At 70.1% G+C, this 21,283-nt stretch carries 21 protein-coding genes; 10 read left to right on the forward strand and 11 right to left on the reverse strand.

The window, feature by feature from the left end; translation table 11 throughout:
• Positions 1-12: 12 nt before the first annotated feature.
• The gene (locus C1A17_RS05055; RefSeq protein WP_101651312.1) at positions 13-741 is read right to left on the reverse strand and encodes a DUF3418 domain-containing protein; all 729 of its coding nucleotides are present in this window, start codon (positions 739-741) and stop codon (positions 13-15) included.
• Complete coding sequence (gene hrpA, locus C1A17_RS05060; RefSeq protein WP_101651314.1) at positions 632-4,033, reverse strand: ATP-dependent RNA helicase HrpA; 3,402 nt, start codon at positions 4,031-4,033, stop codon at positions 632-634. Before hrpA ends, C1A17_RS05055 begins: the two co-directional genes overlap by 110 nt.
• A gap of 163 nt (positions 4,034-4,196) precedes the next feature.
• Between hrpA and C1A17_RS05065 the strand changes: the two genes are divergently transcribed.
• The 5 genes from C1A17_RS05065 (at position 4,197) to C1A17_RS05085 (ending at position 9,990) form a co-directional block, all read left to right on the forward strand.
• Entirely contained in the window at positions 4,197-5,123 is a 927-nt protein-coding gene (locus C1A17_RS05065; RefSeq protein ID WP_101651316.1) for an AEC family transporter, read from the forward strand.
• 113 nt (positions 5,124-5,236) lie between these two features.
• Positions 5,237-6,376 (forward strand): TIGR01906 family membrane protein, encoded by a 1,140-nt coding sequence (locus C1A17_RS05070; protein ID WP_101651318.1) that lies wholly within the window; start codon positions 5,237-5,239, stop codon positions 6,374-6,376.
• Between the two features lie 167 nt (positions 6,377-6,543).
• Positions 6,544-7,653, forward strand: coding sequence for an IS30 family transposase (locus tag C1A17_RS05075; protein ID WP_425427273.1), 1,110 nt, complete (start codon positions 6,544-6,546; stop codon positions 7,651-7,653).
• Between the two features lie 230 nt (positions 7,654-7,883).
• Positions 7,884-8,189, forward strand: a complete 306-nt coding sequence (locus tag C1A17_RS05080) for a nucleotide pyrophosphohydrolase (protein ID WP_101651320.1) — start codon at positions 7,884-7,886, stop codon at positions 8,187-8,189.
• Position 8,190: 1 nt separating this feature from the next.
• A complete protein-coding gene (locus C1A17_RS05085) occupies positions 8,191-9,990 on the forward strand; it encodes a DUF2075 domain-containing protein (RefSeq protein ID WP_101651322.1) in 1,800 nt (599 codons plus the stop codon).
• 191 nt (positions 9,991-10,181) lie between these two features.
• On the opposite strand, the gene ppk2 is transcribed toward C1A17_RS05085, so the two are convergent.
• The 3 genes from ppk2 to C1A17_RS05100 form a co-directional block, all read right to left on the reverse strand.
• Positions 10,182-11,084 carry a polyphosphate kinase 2 gene (gene ppk2, locus C1A17_RS05090; RefSeq protein WP_101651325.1) on the reverse strand — a complete coding sequence of 301 codons (903 nt, stop codon included), beginning with the start codon at positions 11,082-11,084 and terminating at the stop codon, positions 10,182-10,184.
• A 146-nt stretch (positions 11,085-11,230) separates the two neighbouring features.
• On the reverse strand, positions 11,231-13,354 hold the full coding sequence (locus C1A17_RS05095; protein WP_101651327.1) for a Cna B-type domain-containing protein: 2,124 nt from the start codon (positions 13,352-13,354) through the stop codon (positions 11,231-11,233).
• A gap of 36 nt (positions 13,355-13,390) precedes the next feature.
• The gene (locus C1A17_RS05100) at positions 13,391-13,621 is read right to left on the reverse strand and encodes a hypothetical protein (RefSeq protein WP_101651329.1); all 231 of its coding nucleotides are present in this window, start codon (positions 13,619-13,621) and stop codon (positions 13,391-13,393) included.
• Between the two features lie 266 nt (positions 13,622-13,887).
• Between C1A17_RS05100 and C1A17_RS05105 the strand changes: the two genes are divergently transcribed.
• Positions 13,888-14,622: an SGNH/GDSL hydrolase family protein gene (locus C1A17_RS05105; RefSeq protein WP_101651331.1), complete on the forward strand. Its 735-nt coding sequence runs from the start codon at positions 13,888-13,890 to the stop codon at positions 14,620-14,622.
• Between the two features lie 91 nt (positions 14,623-14,713).
• On the opposite strand, the gene C1A17_RS05110 is transcribed toward C1A17_RS05105, so the two are convergent.
• The 3 genes from C1A17_RS05110 to C1A17_RS05120 are packed head-to-tail and all read right to left on the reverse strand — an operon-like array spanning position 14,714 to position 16,586.
• A complete protein-coding gene (locus C1A17_RS05110) occupies positions 14,714-15,517 on the reverse strand; it encodes a response regulator transcription factor (RefSeq protein WP_425427269.1) in 804 nt (267 codons plus the stop codon).
• Complete coding sequence (locus C1A17_RS05115) at positions 15,510-15,992, reverse strand: sensor histidine kinase (protein ID WP_101651335.1); 483 nt, start codon at positions 15,990-15,992, stop codon at positions 15,510-15,512. Before C1A17_RS05115 ends, C1A17_RS05110 begins: the two co-directional genes overlap by 8 nt.
• A gap of 33 nt (positions 15,993-16,025) precedes the next feature.
• Positions 16,026-16,586, reverse strand: a complete 561-nt coding sequence (locus C1A17_RS05120) for a histidine kinase dimerization/phosphoacceptor domain-containing protein (RefSeq protein ID WP_101651337.1) — start codon at positions 16,584-16,586, stop codon at positions 16,026-16,028.
• A 211-nt stretch (positions 16,587-16,797) separates the two neighbouring features.
• On the opposite strand from C1A17_RS05120, the gene C1A17_RS05125 reads away from it, so the two are divergent.
• The 4 genes from C1A17_RS05125 to C1A17_RS05140 all read left to right on the forward strand — a co-directional run bounded on the left by C1A17_RS05125 (position 16,798) and on the right by C1A17_RS05140 (position 19,049).
• Positions 16,798-17,538 (forward strand): ABC transporter ATP-binding protein, encoded by a 741-nt coding sequence (locus C1A17_RS05125; protein ID WP_101651339.1) that lies wholly within the window; start codon positions 16,798-16,800, stop codon positions 17,536-17,538.
• A complete protein-coding gene (locus tag C1A17_RS05130) occupies positions 17,535-18,299 on the forward strand; it encodes an FtsX-like permease family protein (RefSeq protein ID WP_101651341.1) in 765 nt (254 codons plus the stop codon). Before C1A17_RS05125 ends, C1A17_RS05130 begins: the two co-directional genes overlap by 4 nt.
• Complete coding sequence (locus C1A17_RS05135; protein WP_146000583.1) at positions 18,296-18,709, forward strand: hypothetical protein; 414 nt, start codon at positions 18,296-18,298, stop codon at positions 18,707-18,709. Before C1A17_RS05130 ends, C1A17_RS05135 begins: the two co-directional genes overlap by 4 nt.
• 124 nt (positions 18,710-18,833) lie before the next feature.
• A complete protein-coding gene (locus C1A17_RS05140; RefSeq protein WP_101651346.1) occupies positions 18,834-19,049 on the forward strand; it encodes a hypothetical protein in 216 nt (71 codons plus the stop codon).
• 3 nt (positions 19,050-19,052) lie between these two features.
• Here C1A17_RS05140 and C1A17_RS05145 read toward each other — a convergent pair whose 3' ends face one another.
• The 3 genes from C1A17_RS05145 to C1A17_RS05155 are packed head-to-tail and all read right to left on the reverse strand — an operon-like array spanning position 19,053 to position 21,276.
• Positions 19,053-19,682: a response regulator gene (locus C1A17_RS05145; RefSeq protein WP_101651348.1), complete on the reverse strand. Its 630-nt coding sequence runs from the start codon at positions 19,680-19,682 to the stop codon at positions 19,053-19,055.
• Complete coding sequence (locus tag C1A17_RS05150; RefSeq protein ID WP_101651350.1) at positions 19,679-20,845, reverse strand: sensor histidine kinase; 1,167 nt, start codon at positions 20,843-20,845, stop codon at positions 19,679-19,681. The genes C1A17_RS05145 and C1A17_RS05150 overlap by 4 nt, the downstream gene beginning before the upstream one ends.
• Positions 20,842-21,276 carry a DUF2871 domain-containing protein gene (locus C1A17_RS05155; RefSeq protein WP_101651352.1) on the reverse strand — a complete coding sequence of 145 codons (435 nt, stop codon included), beginning with the start codon at positions 21,274-21,276 and terminating at the stop codon, positions 20,842-20,844. The genes C1A17_RS05150 and C1A17_RS05155 overlap by 4 nt, the downstream gene beginning before the upstream one ends.
• Between the last annotated feature and the right edge of the window lie 7 nt (positions 21,277-21,283).

Consider the following 21,283-nt stretch of genomic DNA (forward strand, 5'->3'; position numbering starts at 1 on the left):
GGCGGTCCCGCCTCAGAGCTTCGCGAGCGCCTTCGCGATCCGCTGCTCGGAGACCTTCCCGGCGGTGCCCACCGACGGCGCGAACAGACCCACCCGCAGCTCCTCGGAGGCGAGCAGCACGGCGTGCCATTCCTCTCCCACGGCGCCCAGCCTCTCCGCCCGGCCGAGGTCCGCGACCGCGGGCTCCCTCTTCGTGAGCTTCGCGAGCACCGCGGACTCGCTGCCGCGCACCCGGTCGAGGAGCTGGGTGTCGCGGGAGGGCGCGTCGACGAGGGAGTCGACGCGTGCGCGCGCCGCCCGCACCCACTGCGGCAGCCGCTGCAGCGCCTGCGGGCTCATCCCCGCGATCGCCGCCGGGGTGCCGAACGCGGTGCGCCAGTCCCTGATGTCGGCGAGGTTCGCGAGGATCGACAGCGAGGATGCCTGGGAGACCGCGGAGTCGAGCCCGCTCATCCCGCGGAGCGCCTCGACGAGGGAGGGCAGGAGCGCCTCGGCGCGCGCGGGCAGCCCCGCCTGGACCCTCCGCTCGACGGCGGCATCCGGCGGGGCTCCGGCGACCTGCCCGCTCGCGTCCATCCCCGCGGCCTCGAGCTCGCCGAGCGCGGCCACCCGGAGGAGGGATCGGAGCAGCTCATCGGTGCGCTTCTGGTGCGCGGCGAGCACGAGCTTCTCCTCGGTCCTCAGGTGCCCGCGGACGAAGTCGAGGGCGTCCTCGGCTCCCTCGGCGATGCGGGCGGCCACCGTCCGCCGCGGGGTCGGCGCCTCGGCGGCGGACGAGGGTTCCGCGGCCCGCCCCCCGCCGCGGGGTCGGCGCCTCGGCGGCGGACGAGGGTTCCGCGGCGGGGGGCGGGGTGGGCCCCGGCGCCTGCCGTCCCCGACGCCCGCGCGGGGCGGCCGGACGCGCGGCCTCCGCATGCTCCCGCTGGAGCGCACGGAGGTCGGCGGTCGCCGGACCGACCCGGTCGCCGTGGGCCACCGCGAACTCCATGACGAGGTGGGACGGGATGCGCGCGCGGTCGAAGTCGCCGGCGGTGATGGTGATGGGGACGAGATCGGTGAGCTCCCCTCCCCCGGCGCGGGCGCTGAGCTCGGCGGCGAGGACCTCGGCCATGTCCCCCTCGTAGGGGGTGACGCCGGCGAGGACGGCTGCGGCGACGTCGGGGGCGGGCACGAAGTACCGGCGCTTGGCCTTGGGCAGCGAGCGGATGAGCGCGGTGACGAGGTCCCGGCGCAGTCCGGGGACCTGCCAGGTGAAGGCGTCGGGGTCCGCGGCCGCGAGGCCCGCAGCCGGGATCTCGACGGTGACCCCGTCGGCCGCCGAGCCGGGGTCGTAGGCGTAGCGCAGCCGGGCGGGAGTGCCGTCGGGCAGCTCCCAGTCGAGGGGGAAATCGTCCGCCGCCCGGGAGGACAGCTCAGCGGAGTCGTCGCTGAGCAGGGCGTCGACGCCGATGTCGAGGAGATCCGGCTCGGTGCGGCGCTGGGCCTTCCACCACGCGTTGAAGTGCGCTCCGGACACGACGTCGGCGGGGATCCGGGCGTCGTAGAAGTCGAAGAGCACCTCGTCCTCGGCGAGGAGGCGGCGGTTGCGGACCCGGGAGGCGAGCTCCTCGGCCTCGGCGACGGCGGCCGCGTTGCGGTGGAGGAACGGGTGCCGCTCTCGCCATTCCCCATCGATGAGCGCGTGGCGGATGAACAGCTCGCGGGACGCGGCGGGGTCGATCCTCCCGTAGCCCACCCGCTGATCGCTGATGAGCGTGACCCCGTAGAGCGAGATCCGCTCGTAGGCCATCGCGGAGCCCGAGCGCTGCGACCAGTGGGGCTCGCTGTGCTGGCGCACCGCGAGGGGGCCGGCCGCCTCGACGATCCACTCCGGTTCGACGGCGGCGACGGTGCGCGCCCACAGCCGCGAGGTCTCGACGAGCTCCGCGGCCATGACGACCTCGGGCCGCGCCTTGAACAGCCCCGAACCGGGATAGATCGCGAACCGGGTGCCGCGGGCGCCCTGGTACTCGCGACTCTGCGACCGGCGATCGCGACCGGCGGGCCGGCCCGCCCCGGACCTCTCGCTCCGGCCCTGCTCGGTCCGCACGCCGATCATCGACAGCAGCCCGGTGAGGAGTGCGCGGTGGATCTGGACGGCCTCGTCGTCATAGGGAGGCGGCTGCTTCGGGTCCTTCTCCGTCGGTTCGAGGGGTCGCCAGCTCGATCGTTCGATGTGCACCCCGGCAGAGCCGAGGAGCGAGCGCAGCTGGCTCACGAGGTCCTGCCATTCGCGCACCCGGACGAAGTTGATGAACTCCGCTCTGCAGAGCTTCCGGAACTTCGACGACGACAGGCTCGCCGCCGAATCCTGCAGGTGGTTCCACAGCGTGAGCAGGGCGAGGAAGTCGCTGCGGTCGTGGCGGAACCGGGCGTGGAGGGCGTCGGCCTCGGCCCGGACCTCGGTGGGCCGCTCGCGCGGGTCCTGGATCGAGAGGGCGGCGACGATGACGGCGACCTCTCCCCCGCACCCGGCCTCGGCCCCGGCGAGCAGCATGCGCGCGAGGCGGGGGTCGATGGGCAGGCGGGCGAGCGTGCGGCCGATGCCCGTGAGGCGGATCGCGTCCCCGTCGCGGCGCAGCGCACCGAGCTCGCCGAGGAGGGTCCGGCCGTCGCGGACGGCCTTGGGATCGGGCGGGGTGAGGAACGGGAAGCCGGTGATGTCGGCTTCGCTGCGGGCGAAGCCGAGCGCGCACATCTGGAGGATGACGCTCGCGAGGTTGGTGCGGAGGATCTCCGGGTCGGTGAACTCGGGCCGGGAGTCGAAGTCCTCCTCGGAGTACAGGCGGATGCAGATCCCGTCGCTCGTGCGACCGCAGCGCCCCATCCGCTGGTTCGCGCTCGCCTGCGAGATCCGCTCGATCGGCAGCCGCTGGACCTTGGTCCGGTGGGAGTAGCGGGAGATCCGCGCGGTCCCGACGTCGATGACGTACTTGATGCCGGGCACGGTGAGCGAGGTCTCCGCGACGTTCGTCGCGAGCACGACGCGCGGGTGGGCGTGCGGGGCGAAGACCCGCTGCTGCTCGGCCGAGGACAGCCGGGAGAACAGCGGGACGACCTCCCAGCTGCTCGTCCGGGGGCGCCGGGCGAGGTGGCTGCCGAGCGCCTCGGCGGTGTCGCGGATCTCCCGCTCGCCGGAGAGGAACACGAGGATGTCCCCGGGCGGTTCGGCGAGGAGCTCGTCGACGGCGGCGAGGATCCCCTCGGTCTGGTCCCCGGCGCCGGCCTCGTAGTCGCCGTCCGGCCCCGGGCCGTCGGTGTCGTCGTCGGCGGGCGGGGCGTCCTCGACGAGGGGCCGGTAGCGGACCTCGACGGGATAGGTCCGTCCCGAGACCCGGATGATCGGGGCGTCGTCGAAGTGCGCGGCGAAGGACTCGGGGTCGATCGTCGCCGAGGTGATGATGAGCTTGAGGTCCGGCCGCTCCCGCAGCAGCCGCGCGAGTGAGCCGAGCAGGAAGTCGATGTTGAGGCTGCGCTCGTGCGCCTCGTCGATGATAATGACGTCGTAGGCGGACAGGCGGCGGTCGTGCTGGAGCTCAGCGAGGAGGATGCCGTCGGTCATGACCTTGACGCGCGTGCTGTCGGCGACGTGCGAGGTGAAGCGCACCTGGTAGCCGATCCCGGTGCCGAGCTCGACGTCGAGCTCGTCGGCCACGCGCGCGGCGACGGCGCGGGCGGCGATCCGCCGCGGCTGGGTGTGGCCGATCATCCCGTCGATGCCGAAGCCGAGCTCGAGGCAGATCTTGGGGATCTGGGTCGTCTTGCCCGACCCGGTCTCCCCGGCGATGATGACGACCTGGTTCTCCCGGATCGCGGCGGCGATGGTCTCCCGGTGCTCGCTCACCGGCAGCTGCGGCGGGGAGGAGATCTGCGGGGCGATCGTGCGGCGCGCGGCCCGCAGCCGGGCGGCGCTCTGCGGGGAGGGCCGGTTCGCACGGCCGCGCGAACGGGAGCCGCGGCGGCGGGAGGAGGGGCGCTTTCGGTTCTCGGTCATGTCGGGTCCAGACTACCGTCGGGTCGGCCGTCCCCCGGAGCTGCGGTGTGCTCGCAGGTCGAGCGGCCCGCGCCGCGGGCGCGCCGCGGGTCTAGGCTGGGTCGCGTCGCAGGGGCGCGCCGGCACGGCCGCCCGGGGTCAGCAGTGGACAGGGGGTCGCTTCGTGATCGGGGTGCTCGAGGGGTTCGGCGTCATCACCGTCGTCGTGCTCACCGGCCTGATCCTCGGCCGCAGCGGCGTCCTCGGCCCGTCCGGCCAGCAGGTCATCGCCAAGCTCGTGTTCTACGCCGCGACGCCCGCGCTGCTCTACGTCACCCTCGCCGAGACCGATGTCGGGATGATCTTCTCCTCGGCCCTGCTGGCGACCGGCGGCTCGGCCGTCCTCGTCGCGGTCGTGTGCTTCGCGGTGACGCGATGGCTGCGGCGGCGCTCGCTCGGCGAATCGACGATCAGCGCGATGTCGGTCGGCTACGTCAACATCGGCAACCTCGGGATCCCGATCGCCACCTACGTGCTCGGCGATCTGAGCTACGTCGCCCCGGTCCTCCTGTTCCAGCTCGTCGTCCTCGCCCCGGTGAGCATGGCCCTCCTCGACGCCACCCGGCCCGGCGCCGCCGGCGAATGGTGGAAGGCGGTCCTCGTCGTCCTCCGGAACCCCATCGTCATCGGCGCGGCGGTCGGCGTCGTCTGCTCGGTGGCCGATGTCCGGCTGCCCACCGTGCTCCACGAACCCCTCGGGATGCTCGGCGCGATCGCCGTGCCGGGAGCGCTGCTCGCCTTCGGGATCTCGCTCAAGGACGGCTGGTCGCTGCCCGCACCCGGATCGCGCCGCCAGCTCACGCTCGTCACCGTGCTCAAGCTCCTCGTCCAGCCCGCGATCGCCTGGGCGGTGGGCGGGCCGCTGCTGGGCTATTCGGGCCTCGACCTGCTCGGGATCGTCGTGACCTCCGCGCTGCCGACGGCGCAGAACGTCTACATCTACTCGATGCAGTACAAGCAGTCCGAGCGGCTGGCCCGCGATGCGGTGTTCATCACCACGATCCTCTCGGTGCCGACGATGATCCTCGTCGCGATCCTGCTCGGCGGCTGAGCCGGGGACCGGGACCGGTCGCACACGACCCCGACTCTGCGGAAAGCGGGGCAGTTCGGTCCGCGTGCGTGTCGGTCCGCCGTCCCGCGAGGCCGGGAGCGAACAATGGTGGGGTGGCTACCGATGACTCGAAGAACTCCGATGACCTCCTGTCGCGACGTCTGAGCTCGGGGACGGGACCGTCCTCCGCCGCGTCCGCTGACGATCGGTCATCCGGTTCGCACCTCGAGGACACGCAGGCCTTCGACACCTTCCACGACGATCCGGGCCCCACCCGTGAGACCCCGGTCCGCTCTACCTCGGCACCGGACTCCGCCGGCGCTGCGGCGGGACCCGGCGGCGCGGATCGCGCCCCGGCGGGGTCCGAGAAGCCGTCGCTGCTCTCCGACGAGGAGTGGGCGCTGCTCGGCGGCGGGACCGCCGCCGGCGCGGGCGCCGCTGCCGGAGGTGCGACGGCGACCGCCGGCACGAAGGGTGCGAAGACGAAGAAGGGTCGCTCCGCCGGTGATCCCGACCGCTCGCGCGACGTCGACGTGCCCGGTCGCAGCCGATTCGGCGTGCTCGACGTCATCGGGACGATCTGGATCACGCTCGCCGTCCCCTTCGTCCTCGCCGCGCTCGCGGTGCGCTCCGTGGCCTCGGGCCTGTTCCTCCTGTTCGAGTACCGCTACCGCCCCGGGTTCCCGGCCGACGACTACGGCTTCACCGCCGACGATCGGCTCCACTACGGCTCGTACGCGGTCGACTACCTCAACAACATGGACTCGAGCCGGTACCTCGCCGACGTCGTGCTCCCCAACGGGGTGCCGCTGTTCGCACCGGAGGAGATCGCGCACATGGCCGACGTCAAGTCGCTCATCTCCCTGCTCTACCTCGTCGGCGTCATCGCCGCGATCGTCGGAGTGGTCTTCGCCCTCTACCTCTCCCGGCGCACGGGACCCGGCATGCGCCACGGGATCCGCTGGGGTGCGACGCTCACCCTGCTCGCCGCCGCCGTGCTCGCCGTCCTCGCGGTGCTCGGCTGGGACCGGTTCTTCACCGGCTTCCACGCGCTGTTCTTCGAGCAGGGGACGTGGCAGTTCTACCTCGACGACGCGCTCATCCGCCTCTTCCCGGCCCAGTTCTGGATGGATGCCGGGATCGCGGTCGGCGCGATCATCCTGCTCGCTTCGCTGCTCCTCCTGCTCCTGAGCTTCATCGGGGCCGGATCCCGCCGGAAGGCCAGGAAGGCCGAGCGCGCCGACACCCGCTGAGGGCCCACCGCACGTGGGGTCGGGTGACTTTCCCCTGTCACCCGGCCCCGTCCTCTTCTCTCCCCCGAGAATGCAATTTCCGGCGGTTCCTGTGGGTGGTTTCATACGGTTGTTGCAACGGTGTCCCTGAGTGGCGGGGATGGCTTTGATGATCGTGGGTGATCGAGGTGCCTGGACCCAGATTGACAGTGACGGAACGTGCGCAGATCGAGGTGCTCTTCGGGCAGGGATTGTCCTTCCCGCAGATCGCTGCTCGGATCGGCCGGGACCGGTCCACGGTATGGCGTGAGGTCGCACGCAACAACGCCTACCGGGGCAACAGCCTCGCGGGTGCCGGTTCCCGGCATCCGCGGGGATCGCGTGCCGGCGCACCGGGCTGGGGCGGGGCATATCGGTGGGTGTACTCACACGCCCATGCCCACCGACGGGCGCTGAAACGCGCACGCCGACCACGCGCGATGAAGCTGCGTCCCGGTTGGGGCAAACCCTACCCCGCGCTGTGGCACGTGGTGGCCGAGAAGCTGCGGTGCCGGTGGTCGCCGCAGCAGATCAGTGCTTGGCTGAGGACGCAGTATCCCCAGCAGCCGGAGAATCACGTGTCCCACGAAACGATCTACCAAGCGATCTATTACCAGGCCAGGGGCGGGATGCGTCAGGAACTCGCCCGGCAGGTCGCGCTGCGTACCGGTCGCGGTCAGCGCCGGTCGCAGTCCCGGGAAGCCAAGGCCGGGCGCGGGGCGAAGCCCTGGACGGTGGACTTCACCATCTCTTCCCGCCCGGCTGAGGCCGCTGATCGGGCGGTGCCCGGGCACTGGGAAGGCGATCTCGTGCTCGGGGCGCGGGGGTCCTCGGCGATCATCACGCTGGTGGAACGTTCCACCCGGTTCGTGATGCTCGGCAGTCTGCCGTCCTCGCGGGTCAGTCAGGAGGTGATCCGGGTCCTCATCGAGTTGATGGGACAGCTGCCGGAACACCTACGGGCATCGTTGACCTGGGACCAGGGAGCGGAGATGTCTGCCGTGGCTGACTTCCGGATCGCTACCGATTGCGAGGTGTATTTCTGTGACCCGCATGCGCCCTGGCAGCGTGGGACGAACGAGAACACCAACGGGCTGCTGCGGCAGTACTTCCCCCGCTCGACCACGGACTTCCGGGCTATCAGCCAGGCCGAGCTCGATGCTGTCGCCGCCGAGCTCAATGCCCGCCCCCGCAAGACTCTGAAATGGAAAACCCCAGCTCAAGCCCTGAACGAACACCTCGTTGCAACAACCCCTTGACACCAAGGTGAACGGAACCGCCGGAAATTGCAATGTGAGCTGGCCTGAGCGGCCTGGTTCCACGGCCGAGGTCGCCGCTCCGCGATCGACGGTCCCGCTCTGGGGCCCAGGAGTCAACGCGACAGATACCGCGCAGCTCGGATGTGGATCGGCCCGGGACTATGGTCGAGAGGCGGATAGGCTTGTCGCAGTGAGCCGCATGTGAAGTATCTCCCGGGATCGAGGAAGAGATGAGTGAGAAGTCCCTGATGCGCGACCTTCGCGCGTTCACCGACGACCGCGACTGGGATCGCTTCCATAGCCCGGAGAACCTATCGAAATCGATCGCTATCGAGTCAGCAGAACTTCTGGAGTGCTTCCAATGGGGCCATGAACCTGACCTGGTCCATGTGCAGGAAGAACTGGCGGATGTGCTGACCTATTCCTATCTCCTGGCCGAGAAGCTGGGGCTCGAACCGGAGGCCATCGTCCGAGCGAAGCTCGAGAAGACCGCAACGAAGTATCCAGCGCCGCAGAGCGCGCCGTCATCGGAGTGACATGGCCGAGTTCAGCATCGAGCGGCACCGCTTCACGGGTACCGAGGTGGAACGCTTGGCACGCGTCGATAAGCGTTACACGAACTGGCCGGTGGTCTACATCCTCAATGACGACGCTTCAGTCTATGTGGGCGAGACGATCAACGCAGTCAACCGGATGAAGCAGCACCTGATGTCGGACTCCAAGAAGAGCCTCGACGTCATGAGGATTCTCGTCGACGCCTCGTTCAACAAGTCGTCGTGCCTTGACCTCGAGTCGTATCTCATCCGACTCTTCGCAGGGGACGGGAACTTCGCGGTCCTCAACCGCAATGAGGGCATAATCGACTCCGACTACTACGACAGGCGTCGTTACCAGGAGACCTTCGAGCAGATCTTCCAGGAACTGCACACACAGGGCCTCTTCGGTCAGTCGATACCGGAGATCGTGAACTCCGATCTGTTCAAGCTCTCCCCGTTCAAATCACTCAACTTCGAGCAGGCTCGCTCGGTCGCACGACTTCTTGACGAACTCTCCGCCGATGTCGACGGATCGAGCGAGAGCACCTTCGTCATCCAGGGCGATCCCGGAACCGGGAAGACGATCATCGCGATCTACCTCATCAAACTCCTCCGCGACATCCAGAACTACAACCCTCTTGATGACGTCGATGCCGATTCGATCTTCTCCCGGTTCTTCACTGAGGAATCCAGAGATCGCCTGGACGATCTCTCGATCGGATTCGTCGTACCACAGCAATCCCTGCGAAGCTCCGTGATCTCCGTCTTCAAGAAGACCCCATACCTCGATCACACGTGTGTCCTCACTCCATACGATGTGGGAGACGCAGAGGAGGATTTCGATCTTCTCATCGTCGATGAAGCACATCGGCTGAATCAGCGTGCGAGCCAATCATCAGGAATGCGCAATCGAGATTTCGCGAGGATCAACACCCAGCTGTTCGGTGAAGACGATAAATCCCTCACACAGCTCGATTGGATTCTCAAACGCAGCCGGCACCGGATGTTCCTCCTCGATCCGTCTCAGTCGGTGATGCCGGCGGATCTTTCCTCCGCTCGAACATCCCAGCTCATCAATGAGGCCCGCTCGACCCGCCACTATGTGCAGCTGCACTCACAAATGCGTGTGAGCGGAGGTCATGACTACATCGAGTACGTCGGCGAGATCTTCTCCTCAGATCCACCACGAAGAAGGCACTTCGGAGAGTACGACCTCCGTCTGTTCACCAATTTCACCGATATGGCTGATGAGCTTGATCACCGCGAAGCCGAGTCGTCGCTCGCTCGCCTGGTCGCCGGTTACGCCTGGAAGTGGAAGACACGCGGTGTCAGTCCGAAGAAGGAGCCCCACGCGCACGATTTCGTGCTGGATGGACTGCCGCTGCGGTGGAACTCCACTCCCAAGGACTGGGTGAATTCCACGGTGTGGATGACCTCTTCGGATTCGGTGCTCGAGAAGACATTCGTGAGGGAGGTCGGATCGATCCACACCGTACAGGGATACGACCTCAACTACACGGGCGTCATCATCGGCCCCGACCTCCGATTCGATCCGGTGAAGAAGCGCCTGTACGTCTCCCGAGAGAACTACTTCGACACCAAGGGCAAGCAGAACAACAACATGCTCGGCATCAACTACACCGACGACGACCTGCGCGCTTTCATCATCAACATCTACCGGGTGCTCATGACGCGCGGTATTCGCGGGACCTATGTCTATGCGTGCGACGAGTCATTGCGCGACTACCTGTCGCAGTTCCTGCCGACTTGGACCTCGGAGGAGCACAGGCCCACCGTGTGAAGGCACTTGGCTAGGGAACGGAGGGGCTCGCACCGAGAGTGCGCGGAGGTGCCACGCTCGCACGCTGCACCTCCGCGTTGACGCGAACTGCGCGGTATCCGTCAAGTCACGCGCAATAGCGCGCAGACCGATAGATACCGCGCAGTTCGCGGGCGGGTGCACCGGGAGCAGCGCCTCCGCCCGCCGGGAGTTCAGTCGCCGACGGCGTCGCGTCCGCGCTGCACGAGCTTCTCGTCCGCCGGGTACACGACCGAGTCGTCGCGCCCCTCGTACTCGAACTGGTTGAGGAAATAGCGCATCGCGTTGAGGCGCGCGCGTTTCTTATCGTTCGACTTGATCGTCACCCAGGGCGCGTAGTCGGTGTCCGTCCGGAGGAAGGTCGCCTCCTTCGCCGCCGTGTACTCCTCCCATTTGTCGAGGGACTCGAGATCCATCGGCGAGAGCTTCCACTGCCGCACTGGGTCGAGCTGGCGGATCGCGAAGCGCGTGCGTTGCTCGTGCTGGGTGACGGAGAACCAGAACTTCGTCACGTGGATGCCGGAGTCGAGGAGCATCTGCTCAAACACCGGCGCCTGGCGCATGAACGTCTCGTACTCCTCGTCGGAGCAGAATCCCATGACGCGCTCGACGTTGCCGCGGTTGTACCACGAGCGATCGAACAGCACGATCTCGCCCTCGGTGGGCAGGTGCTGGACGTAGCGCTGGAAGTACCACTGGCCCTGTTCGCGGTCGGAGGGCTTGTTGAGCGCGACCACGCGCGCGGCACGCGGATTCAGATGCTCGGTGAAGCGCTTGATCGTGCCGCCCTTGCCGGCGGCGTCGCGGCCCTCGAACAGGAGCACATGGCGCAGACCGTTGTCCTGACCCCAGTACTGGAACTTCAGCAGCTCGATCTGGAGCTTGTACTTTTCCATCTCGTACGACTCGCGATCGAGCCGCTCATCGTAGGGGTATCCCTCGCGCCATGTCTCGACGGCCTTGCCTCCGGGATCGATGAGATCCGGGTCAGCGGTGTGCCCCTCCTGGACCGTGTACCCCTCGAGGCGCAGCTTGTCGATGTACTCGCGCAGGTTCTCACGCTGGTGCGGATGCATGATTCTCCTTCGAATAGCCGTACCACCAGTCTATTCACCTGGATGTGAACTCCGCATGAACCGCCGGAGTGTGAACGCAGGGATACCGTCGAGCACACCCGGGCGGCCGCAGGACGGGAGCCCCGGGCCGCTCGGGTGGAGGCGGGTCAGCGCTCCGAGCGCCTGCGCTGCAGGAGCAGCAGAGCAGTGCCGAGTGCGACGGCCCCGAACCCGAGGCCGAGGCCGGCAGCGATCCCGGCCCCCGTGCGCGGAAGCGGATCGCCGGACCCATCGCGATCACCGGGCCCCGCGACGGAGTCGTCTCCCTCGCTGTCATCCGGGCCTTCGCCCGGACCGGGGGCCGACGGTTCAGGAGCTGGAGATCCCGGAGCGGACGGATCCGGTGACGGGCTGGAATCCGCCGTGGAGGTGGGTTCATCCGTCGCCGTGGGTTCCGGTGTCGGACCAGGCTCGTCGGTGGCCGTGGGTTCCGGTGTCGGACCGGGCTCCTCAGTCGCGGTCGGGTCCGCGGTGGGGGTGGGATCGTCCGTCGGCTCCGGCCACGTGTTCGTCACCGTGACGGAATGCTCTCCGTCTCCGCCGGCGATCACGGAGATCGAGACCGTCCAGTCCCCGGCGTCGCTCTCGCTCACCGCGAAGACCTCGGAATAGTCGATGGGATCCCCGTCGATGTCCGTGGTCGGCAGGCCGGTGAGGGTGGTCCGCCACCCGTCCTCCGCTCGCACCTCGAACTCGTCGATGACGAACTCCCGACCGTCATGGGTGCGGACGAGCTGCATCCGCACCGACTCCGGGATCTCGACGCCGTCCGGCACGTTCTCCCAGGCCTTCTCCACCTCGATGCTCGCTTCCCCGGGTTCCCCGAAGCGCAGCCCGCCGTTCGTCCCCACTCCGCCTCCGCGCGGAGCGGAGTTCCCGGTGATCGTCAGGCGCGCCTTCGCCGCGGCGAGGGCGGGGCCGTCTGCCTCGAGGTCGTTGTGCAGAGCGGATTCGTCCGCGAAGGTGAGCTCCTCGAGAGCCTGCGGGTCGGCCGGATCGAAACGCGGTCGATCGTCCATCCCGCCGACCGCCCCGTCGTGCGCCCAGCCGTTCGCGGCGCCGCCGAGCGCGCGTTCGGAGAAGGAGAACGTGCTGGTGAACTCCGGGGTGCGCCCCCAGATCTCAGAGACGAAGTCGTCGCCGGCGGTGGCCGCAGCATTCGTGTGCACCGCCGTCCCCTGGTTGACGAACATCTCGATCTCGCCCGTCGGGCACGACCAGATCCCTCCTCCGTAGCCTCCGGAACCGCCGTCCGCTGTCGCGGTGTTCTCGGTGATGAGCGAGTTGTTGATCTGTGCTGTGTAGGGCACCGTGGTGACGTAGACGCCTCCGCCCTGGAGCTTCGCGGAGTTGCCGGAGATCGTCCCCCCGGCGAGGGTGACGTTGTCGGACACGATGTTGATGCCGCCGCCGGTGGAGGAGGCGGTATTGTCGGTGATCTCCCCGCCGGTCAGGGTGAATTCCCCCGCGTAGAGGTTCCGCCAGTCCTCGAAGTCGATCCCGTAGTGCGCGCAGTAGAGATCGGTGCGAGCACCGCTGGCATCTCCGGCGTAGCACAGGTCCCAGACGTTGACCCCGCCGCCGCCCCGGGCGCTGTTGCCGCTGATCGTCCCGCCGCTCATCGTCACGTGGGCATTGCCCATCACGGACACCCCACCGCCGCCGTTGCTCGCAGTGTTGCCCTCGATCGTTCCGCTGAAAATCTCGAACCGCGCGGCCTTCGCCGCCCGCTCCTCCGGACTGCTCACATCGAAGCGGTCGAAGGAGACGACATTGACGCCGGCTCCGTTCGGGCTCGCGTTGCCCGAGATCACCGTGCCGTCGAGTACGCCGGAGCCGCCGGGCCCGATGAGCACGGCGCCGCTGCCGTCGCCGCCTCCGGTCCGGGCGGAGTTGTCCCGGATGACACCGCCGAGGAGCTCGGCCCGACCACCGGTGTCGACCTTGAGGGCACCTGCTGCTCGACCGGCCTGGCGGTGCGAGTGGTTGTCCCGGATCTCTCCTCCGCGCATGACGAACGTCGCCCCCGCGCCCGAGACGTGGATCGGGGCGTTGTTCGTCGTGTAGTTCGTCGCGTCGCGCACGGTCGCGCCGTCGAGCATCACCAGTGCGCCCTGGACCTCGATGAGGGTGTAGGAGAGGTTCGCCGTGGTGGTGCCCGCGATCGTGAGGCCCTCGCCCAGGGTCGCCCGCGCGCCGGCGGGAACCGTCAACGGTGCTGCCGAGAGCACCGATCCGCTGCTGCTGACGAGGGTGATGTCGCCGTTCTACGGGATGGTGAATCCGCCCCGGATATCGGCGCCGACGTCGATGGTGGTCGCGTCGGTGCCTGCTTCCGCGAGGGCACTCCGCAGCTCGTCGGCGGTCGAGACCGTGACGGTGGCGGCGAACACCGGGAGCGGCTGCAGGAGGAGCAGGAGCACCGCGATGAGACCGGCGACTGCACTCCGGATGGATGAACGGGGGTCGCGCTCGGCGATCCGAGGGTCTGCGGACATCAAGGGCACCTCGCTGCTCTTCCGGCCGGATCCGTCCTCGACCGGGAATATCAACAAAGATACACCTGACGAACAAGTAACCGAACGACTGACATTCCGAGCAGCCCCCTCGGCGCTCTGCCGTCGGCGTGCGTGCGGCGCGTCTGTCCGAGTTCCTCGAGCATCGATCGTTCCTCGAGCAGCCACCGCCCTCCCCGGAGCCCGGGTGGCCGAACGCGCCTGCGAGACTGGAGGCGTCCCGAGCCCCGACACGGAGGAACTGCCCGATGCACCCACGTCGACCGCTCCGCCTCCCTCTCGCGACCGCACTCCTCATCGCCTCGCTCACCGCGTGCACACCCGCTCCTCGCGCGGTCGACGAACCCCGCGCCGGCGCGCCCACCGGCGACCCGACCGCCGCGCACGGCTGCGCCGCCGATCCCACTGCGGTATTCATGGGGGATTCGTTCACCGTCGGCGCCGGCGTCGACACCGAGGCCGAGCGCTGGTCGACGATCGTCGCCCGCCAGCAGGGCTGGGACGAGATCAATATCGCGGTGAGCGGTTCGAGCTATGCGATGAGCAACAGCGTGCGGCCGAACACCGCCTATGTCGACCGGGTCGACGAAGCGATCGATGCGGCACCGGACATCGTCGTCGTGTCGACGGCGGCGAACTCCGCCGATGCCGATCACCGGACGGCGATCGACACGACGTTCACCGGTCTCCGCGAGGCGCTCCCGGAGACCCCGATCGTCGCCACCTCGCCGTTCCACCGGGACGATGTCTCTCCGGAGCGGCTCGACGAGCTCGGCGGGGAGATCCGGACCGCCGCCGAGGCGCACGCAGTGGAGTACCTCGATCTCGGCTATCCGCTGCGGGGCACCACCGACACGCTCGCCGACGGTCTCCACCCCAACGCCGAGGGCTACGCGATCATCGCCGGGGCGTTCCTCGCCGCGTACTCCGCCCACGAACCCACCGGGCCGGCATTCCCCGACTGCTCGGAGATGCAGGGCTGAGCCGACTCCCGCACCGCGGCCCCGGTCTGTGCGACGCCCGGTGCGACAGAACCTCCGCCGGGCACGGGTGCGCACCGGTGCGTCCACCGCATCATCCACCGAGGCCGAGGCGGTGGCCGAGGATCACCGCCTGCACGCGATCGCGCAGCTGCAGCTTGGCGAAGATCGTGTTGACGTGGGACTTCACCGTCGACGGCGCGAGGTGGAGAGCCTCGCTGATCTCCGCGTTCGTCGACCCGCGCACGATCGCCCGGAACACCTCGTGCTCGCGGGGGCTCAGCACATCGAGGACCGCGGGATCCGCCGCCGCATCCCCCGGGCCTGCGGCACGTGCCGTATCCGCCCGCTCCCCGACCTCTCCCCGTCCGCTCTCGGCGGCGAGGAAGTGATCGATGAGCCGCGCGGTGAGACGGGGATCCACGACTGCGGCACCGGAGGCGACGACGGTCACCGCCTCGACGAGCGCCTCCGGGGTGGTGCTCTTGAGGAGGAAGGCGCTCGCGCCGGCGCGCAGGCTGCCGTACGCGTACTCGTCGAGGTCGAAGGTCGTGAGGACGAGGACCCGGGTCCCCGGATGGGCGGCGACGATCCGGCGGGTGGCCTCGATTCCATTCATCACCGGCATCCGCACGTCCATGACGACGACCGCGGGACGCAGCCGATCGACGAGGTCGACCGCCTCCCGTCCGTCGCCGGCCTCGCCGACGACCTCGATCCGGTCGTCGGAGTCGAGGATGAGGGCGAGGCCCGTGCGCTCGAGCATCTGATCGTCGACGACGATCACCGGCAGCGGCCCTGCTCCCTCCGTCGCGCTCTCCGGGACGCTCCGAGCTCCGAGCGCGTCGTCCGCCGCGCTCCCACGAGCGTGCGTGCGCTCCGCTCCGGCCTCACCCACGACGGCCGCCTCCATCCACCGGCAGCACGACGTGCGTGCGCCATCCGCGCGGAATGGAGGCCTCACCCGGCACCGGGCCGGCCTCGAACCGACCGCCGAACGCCTCGGCCCGCTCCCGCATCGCGCGCAGACCCACTCCGGCACCCACCCGCACGGGCTCCGGCCGACCACGCCCGTCGTCGGTCACCGTCACCGTGAGCTCCTCCCCCACCCGCGCGATGACGACCTCGACGCGGGTCGGCCGCGCTGCGTGGCGCAGGGTATTGATGAGCGCCTCCTGCACGATCCGGTGGACCGTCGTGCGCAGGATCGGATCGTCCGGGATCTCGTCCTCGCCGCCGGTGAGCGTGACGGGCAGGCCGGCGGCGCGGAACACCTCGACGACGGAGTCGAGCGGTTCGAGATCGGCCCCGGAGTTCTCCAGCGCGGGTGCGCCGTCCGCATCCCCGCGCATGACCCGCAGGATGCGCTCCATGTCCGCGAGCGCCTGCGCCCCGACTCCCCCGAGCTACGCGAGCGCCGCGCGCGACCGCTCCGGATGCTTCTCCCAACCCGCACGCGCGCCCCCGGCGAGCGCGATCATCACGGTGAGCGAATGGGCGACGACGTCGTGCATCTCCGCCGTGATGCGCGCCCGCTCGGCGGCCGCGGCCTGCTCCTCGTGCACCGCGATCGCCTCGGCGATGGCCTCCCGGCGCAGCCGGTTCGCCCGCACGGCGATGCCCAGGCACAGCGCGATGAGCGCTCCCGGCTGCCAGGGGACCGTGGGCGGACCCTCCCGTGCGCCGAGGAGCACGAGGCCACCGGTGACATTGAGGATGATCGCCTCGCAGACGAGGTACCCGATCACCGCAATGAGCGGCCGGGCACGGACGGCGAGGCCGACCCCGGCGACGCACAGGTAGCCGATCCAGGCGTGAGCGGGAGCGGCGACGGGGAGGCCGGCGAGGGCGGGGACCGTGCACAGGAGGATCGCCGCAATATCACCGACCCGGGGGTGCGCCGCGCACCAGCGCACGAACCGCGGGCGCCGCAGCAGCGGATCCTCGAGCACGGATCTCGTGAACACGCCGGCTCCTTCCTCCCGTCCTCTCCACTCCCGACGATAGGCGCGCGCATCGGATCGGACCACCACCCCTGGGTGGAGACCGCGGTCCCACCGGAGCGCAGAGCTCCACCCGCAGGTGGTATCGGAGCAGGAAGGGCGCTTCCTAGCGTGGATGGCAGGTGGAACGCCCACCGTCGATCACCAGAGCGTGATCGCAGGAAAGGACACGACGATGACGACCGGAACCCGACGCCGAGCCACCCCGGCCGCTGGACCGGGACCCGCCCAGCAGACGCTCCTGCGAGCCGAGTCCGCCTCGCGATCCTTCGGCGAGGTCCGCGCGCTCGTCGACGCGGACTTGACGATCGACGGCGGTGAGTCGGTGGCGATCATGGGACCGAGCGGTTCGGGCCAGACGACTCTCCTCCACGTGCTCGCCGGCATCAACACCGCCGATCGCGGGCGGGTCCTCCTGCGCGGCCCGCACTCCGAGGACTGGGACGACATCGCAGCGCTCTCCGACGACGAGCGGTCGGCGCTGCGCCTCCGCCGCTTCGGATTCGTCTTCCAGCAGGGATTCCTCCTCCCCGAGCTCACCGCCGAGGAGAACGTCGCCCTCCCGCTCCTGCTCACGGGCGCAGGCCGGGCGCCGAGCCGCGATGCGGCTCTCGCCGGGCTCGACGCGGTGGGCCTCGGCGGTCTCGGGAACCGACGGATCGGTCGGCTGTCCGGCGGGCAGGTGCAGCGGGTCGCGATCGCGCGCGCCCTCATCGCCGACCCGAGCATGGTGTTCGCCGACGAGCCCACCGGCTCCCTCGACTCGCACACCGCCGCGTCCGTGCTCGATCTTCTCCTCGACGCGGCCGCCACCCCGGGCCGGGCACTCGTCGTCGTCACCCACGACCCGCAGGTCGCCGCCCGCTGCGACCGGGTCGTGCGCCTGCGCGACGGTCGGATCGAGGAGTCGTCATGAGTCCCGTCGCCCTCTGGATCCTCATCCGTCCGCGCCCCGGCGAGGCCGCGCTCGGTAGGCTGCAGCTCCTCGCCACGACGATGACCGCGGTGTTCTCCTTCACCGTCGTCATGCTCTCCGCCGCCGCGCTGCGCGCCCCCACCGACGAGGTCGGGTACCTGCTGCTCGCCGCCGCGCCGCCGGCCGTCCTCCTCGTCCCCCTCCTCGGCCTCGGCACCGCCTCGGCGCGGCTGACCGCGCGCAGTCGCGAGGAGCGGCTCGCCGGTCTGCGGCTGCTCGGTGCCCGCAGCGCCGCAGTGCGCGCGATCGCCGCCGCCGAGGTGCTCGTCACCGCCGTGCTCGGCACGCTCCTCGGCGCGGCGATCGCGTTCCTCCTGCCGTACCCGCTCGCTCTGCTCTCCCTCCACGGAGCACCTCTCACCCCCGAGCTGCTCCACCTGCCGTGGTGGGTCCGGGCCGCCGTCGTCGCCGTCCTCGTCGGACTCGCGGCGGTGATGACCGCACTCGGGCTCGCCGGCCCGTTCGTCATCGCCCGCGTCGCCCGTCGTCGGGCGGCCCGCACCTCGGACGCCGTGCACCTCGTCGCCGCCCGCAGCGTGCTCGACGACCCGCGCGAGGCGTGGCGGCAGGTCTCGACGACCCGCGCGAGGCGTGGCGGCAGGTGTCCGCGCTCGGGCTCGCCGCGTTCGTGCTCATCCCCGCCGGCTGTCTGCTCGGCTACCTGCAGGTCATCGAGAACAGCGAGAGCCGCGCGATCATGACCGCCGATCAGCTGCTCGTGTTCGGCGATGCCCGCACCCTGCTCGCGCTCCTCGTCCTCATGGCGTTCCTCGTCGTCGCCTGCCAGGTGGCGATCACGCAGACCGCCGCGGTGCTCGAGCGCCGGGAGCTCTACGTCGCCCTCGACCGGATCGGGATGCCGCGGCGGGAGCTCGAGCGGGCGAGGCGCGGGCGCGTGACGATGCCGGCGATCGTGGCAGTGGTCGGCGCGGCGACCGCGGCGTCGATCGTGGGCGTCGTCCTCGTGTTCGTCGCCCTCGTCATGGCGCCGGGGCACGTCGCGGGCATCGTCGTGATCCTGGGATTCGGACTGCTGCTCGTCCACGGCGGAGTGGTGGTGGCGACCCCAGTCACGCGCAGGGTGCTCGCAGCCCCGGACCGCGGAGAATGAGCTCGGCGGGGGCACCCGACCCGCCGCCGGCGCTGTCCCGGTGAATCGACAGCGTCGGCTCCACCCGCCCGGGCACGCACAGGGCTAGGGTGGACTCACCATTGCGGCCACGAGAGGGGACGGCATGTCCGGGATCCGACGACGTCCCTGGGCCGTGTGGGTCACCATCGGGGTGCTCACCGCGCTCGGAGCATGGCTGGTGATCGGCAGCCTGTTCGGGACGACCGCGAACTCCCCCATCGCCGGAGGCGGTCAGATCGTCGTAGCGATCATCGGAGCGCTCGCCCTTCTCGCGGCGGCCGCCCTCACCTGGCGGGTCATCGCACGCACCCGGCGGTGATCCTCACCCTCCATCGCCCAGCAGCCCGTGCCGCCGGGCTGCGGCCACCGCGGCAGTGCGCGACTCGACTCCGAGCTTGCCGAACGCATGGACGAGGTGCGTCTTCACCGTGGCCTCCGAGACGAACAGCCGGCGGGCGATCTCCCTGTTCGCCAGACCCTCGGCCACGAGGCGGAGCACGTCGAGCTCCCGGTCGCTGAGCTGGGGCACCCCGGCGGCCATCCGGTCCACCACTCGGCGTTCGAGGTCGGGGGCCAGCACCAGTCGTCCGGCGGTCGCGTCGACGATCCCGGCGACGATCGCCGACGACTCGGCATCCTTGAGCAGGTATCCGGCGGCGCCGGCGAGCACCGCCCGGGCGATGTCGGAATCGTTGTCGTACGTCGTGAGGATGAGCACCGCCGGCCGCGGGCCGCGCTGCCGCAGCGCACGGGTGACGCCGACGCCGTCGATGCCCTCGCCCAATCGCAGGTCGCACAGCACGACGTCCGGGTCGAGCTCCGCGGCGAGCTCGATCGCCTCGGCACCCGAGCTCGCCGTCCCGACGATCGCCAGTTCGGGCTCGCCGCCGAGCAGCGCGGTCAGTCCGCTGCGCACCACCGGATGGTCGTCGACGATGAGGACGGTGATCATCCCTCCCCCTCGATGTGCAGCGGCAGGTGGGCCGACAGCGCGGTGCCGGCGCCGGGTTCGCTCTCGACCGCCAGCCCGCCGCCGAGGTCGGTCAGCCGTTCGCGCAGAGCGCGCAAGCCGTAGCCGCCGGCCGGTCCCGGCGCCCGGACCCGGCCGGGGTCGAACCCGACCCCGTCGTCGACGATGTCGAGCCGCACGGTGTCCCCGGCCCGGACGAGCGCCACATGGAGTTCGGTCGGACGGGCATGCTGCCGCACGTTCGCCAGCGCCCCCTGCGCGACCCGCAGAAGCGCGACCTCGACACCGGTCGGCAGCGCCGGCAGCTGCGGATCGACGTGGACCGTCGCCGCCGCGCCGTTCGCCGCGGCGGTCTCGTCCGCCAGCCGGCGCAGCGGCTCGGCGAGACCGCCGGCGGCGACGTCCGGCGGAGCCAGCGCGTACACCACCCGGCGGGCCTCGGCGAGCTGGTCGGCGGCGGTGGTCTCGATCTGCTCGAGCAGCTCCGCCTCGCGATCGCGGTCCTCTGCACGTCGGGCCGCCCGGGCCAGCAGGACGATCGAGCTGAAGCCCTGGGCCAGGGTGTCGTGGATGTCGTGGGCGAGCCGGGCCCGCTCGGCCTGGACGCCGGCCTCCCGCTGGGCCCGGTCGGTGGCCTCCTGGGCGGCGAGCACCTCGTCGAGCAGCCGGGCGTGCTCGGCGGCCTCGTACTCGAAGCGCAGCGCCGCCCGCGCGATGCCGATCGCGACGGACGCGCCCACCAGGGGCCCGAGCACCGCGCCCGGTGATTCGTTGCCTCCCATCGCCAGGGCGGTGACGATGGCGGCCAGGGTGACCGCGGTGAGCACGAGGGCGGTGAGCAGGGGCAGCACCGCCGCCGCGAGCAGCCAGAGCGGGAAGGCGACCCAGAGGAACTCCGGGGCGTGGAGGATGAGGAACACCACCCCGGCGAACAGCGCGCCGATCCAGGTCGCCAGACCGACGCGACCCAGCCGCGGATGCAGGACGAGCCCCGAGAGGAACACCGCACCCACCACGGCGGCGACTGCCACGACGGGCCACGCCGCCCCACGGACGACGGCGAGCACGGTGGCCAGACCGAGCAGTCCGATGAACAGCACGGCCTGGCCCAGACGCAGCCACTGCGAGGCGGACCAGCGGGTCACACGGCCACGCCCTCGGGGACCTCGGCGGTCTTCAGCGCCCGCCGCACGATGACGAAGAGGAACACGAGCGCGCCGGCGGTGATCATGTGCCCGAGGCCGGCGATGCCCGACCACATCGGTGAGGCGGCGAACTCCACGCCGAAGGCCTGGAGGCTGCCCTTGACGATCATCACTCCGAACGTCAGGCCGACGCCGACGTTCCACAGGATCACGAACAGCGTCGTGCGCTTCTCGGCGGTTCCGAAGACCTTCGCGATGCTCAGCACGACGAGCAGGATGGTCATGCCCAGAGCCAGGGCGTGGGTGTGAGCGGTGGACAGCTGGGTGGCTCCGTCGTACTCGGCGAACTTGGTGACCTCGCGCCAGTAGACTCCGGACGCGAGTCCCAGGATCGCCCAGACGACTGCGGAGCGGAAGATGATTCTCAACATGTCTTCA

Source organism: Brevibacterium ihuae (assembly GCF_900184225.1).
GTDB classification, from domain to species: Bacteria; Actinomycetota; Actinomycetes; order Actinomycetales; family Brevibacteriaceae; genus Brevibacterium; species Brevibacterium ihuae.

Bases quoted from the DNA above. Each gene is read 5' to 3' on its own strand.
- hrpA (WP_101651314.1), bottom strand. From the start codon at position 4,033: ATGACCGAGAACCGAAAGCGCCCCTCCTCCCGCCGCCGCGGCTCCCGT.
- C1A17_RS05080 (WP_101651320.1), top strand. From the start codon at position 7,884: ATGAGTGAGAAGTCCCTGATGCGCGACCTTCGCGCGTTCACCGACGAC.
- C1A17_RS05085 (WP_101651322.1), top strand. From the start codon at position 8,191: ATGGCCGAGTTCAGCATCGAGCGGCACCGCTTCACGGGTACCGAGGTG.
- ppk2 (WP_101651325.1), bottom strand. From the start codon at position 11,084: ATGCATCCGCACCAGCGTGAGAACCTGCGCGAGTACATCGACAAGCTG.
- C1A17_RS05100 (WP_101651329.1), bottom strand. From the start codon at position 13,621: ATGTCCGCAGACCCTCGGATCGCCGAGCGCGACCCCCGTTCATCCATC.
- C1A17_RS05105 (WP_101651331.1), top strand. From the start codon at position 13,888: ATGCACCCACGTCGACCGCTCCGCCTCCCTCTCGCGACCGCACTCCTC.
- C1A17_RS05115 (WP_101651335.1), bottom strand. From the start codon at position 15,992: ATGGAGCGCATCCTGCGGGTCATGCGCGGGGATGCGGACGGCGCACCC.
- C1A17_RS05125 (WP_101651339.1), top strand. From the start codon at position 16,798: ATGACGACCGGAACCCGACGCCGAGCCACCCCGGCCGCTGGACCGGGA.
- C1A17_RS05130 (WP_101651341.1), top strand. From the start codon at position 17,535: ATGAGTCCCGTCGCCCTCTGGATCCTCATCCGTCCGCGCCCCGGCGAG.
- C1A17_RS05135 (WP_146000583.1), top strand. From the start codon at position 18,296: ATGACCGCCGATCAGCTGCTCGTGTTCGGCGATGCCCGCACCCTGCTC.
- C1A17_RS05140 (WP_101651346.1), top strand. From the start codon at position 18,834: ATGTCCGGGATCCGACGACGTCCCTGGGCCGTGTGGGTCACCATCGGG.
- C1A17_RS05145 (WP_101651348.1), bottom strand. From the start codon at position 19,682: ATGATCACCGTCCTCATCGTCGACGACCATCCGGTGGTGCGCAGCGGA.
- C1A17_RS05155 (WP_101651352.1), bottom strand. From the start codon at position 21,276: ATGTTGAGAATCATCTTCCGCTCCGCAGTCGTCTGGGCGATCCTGGGA.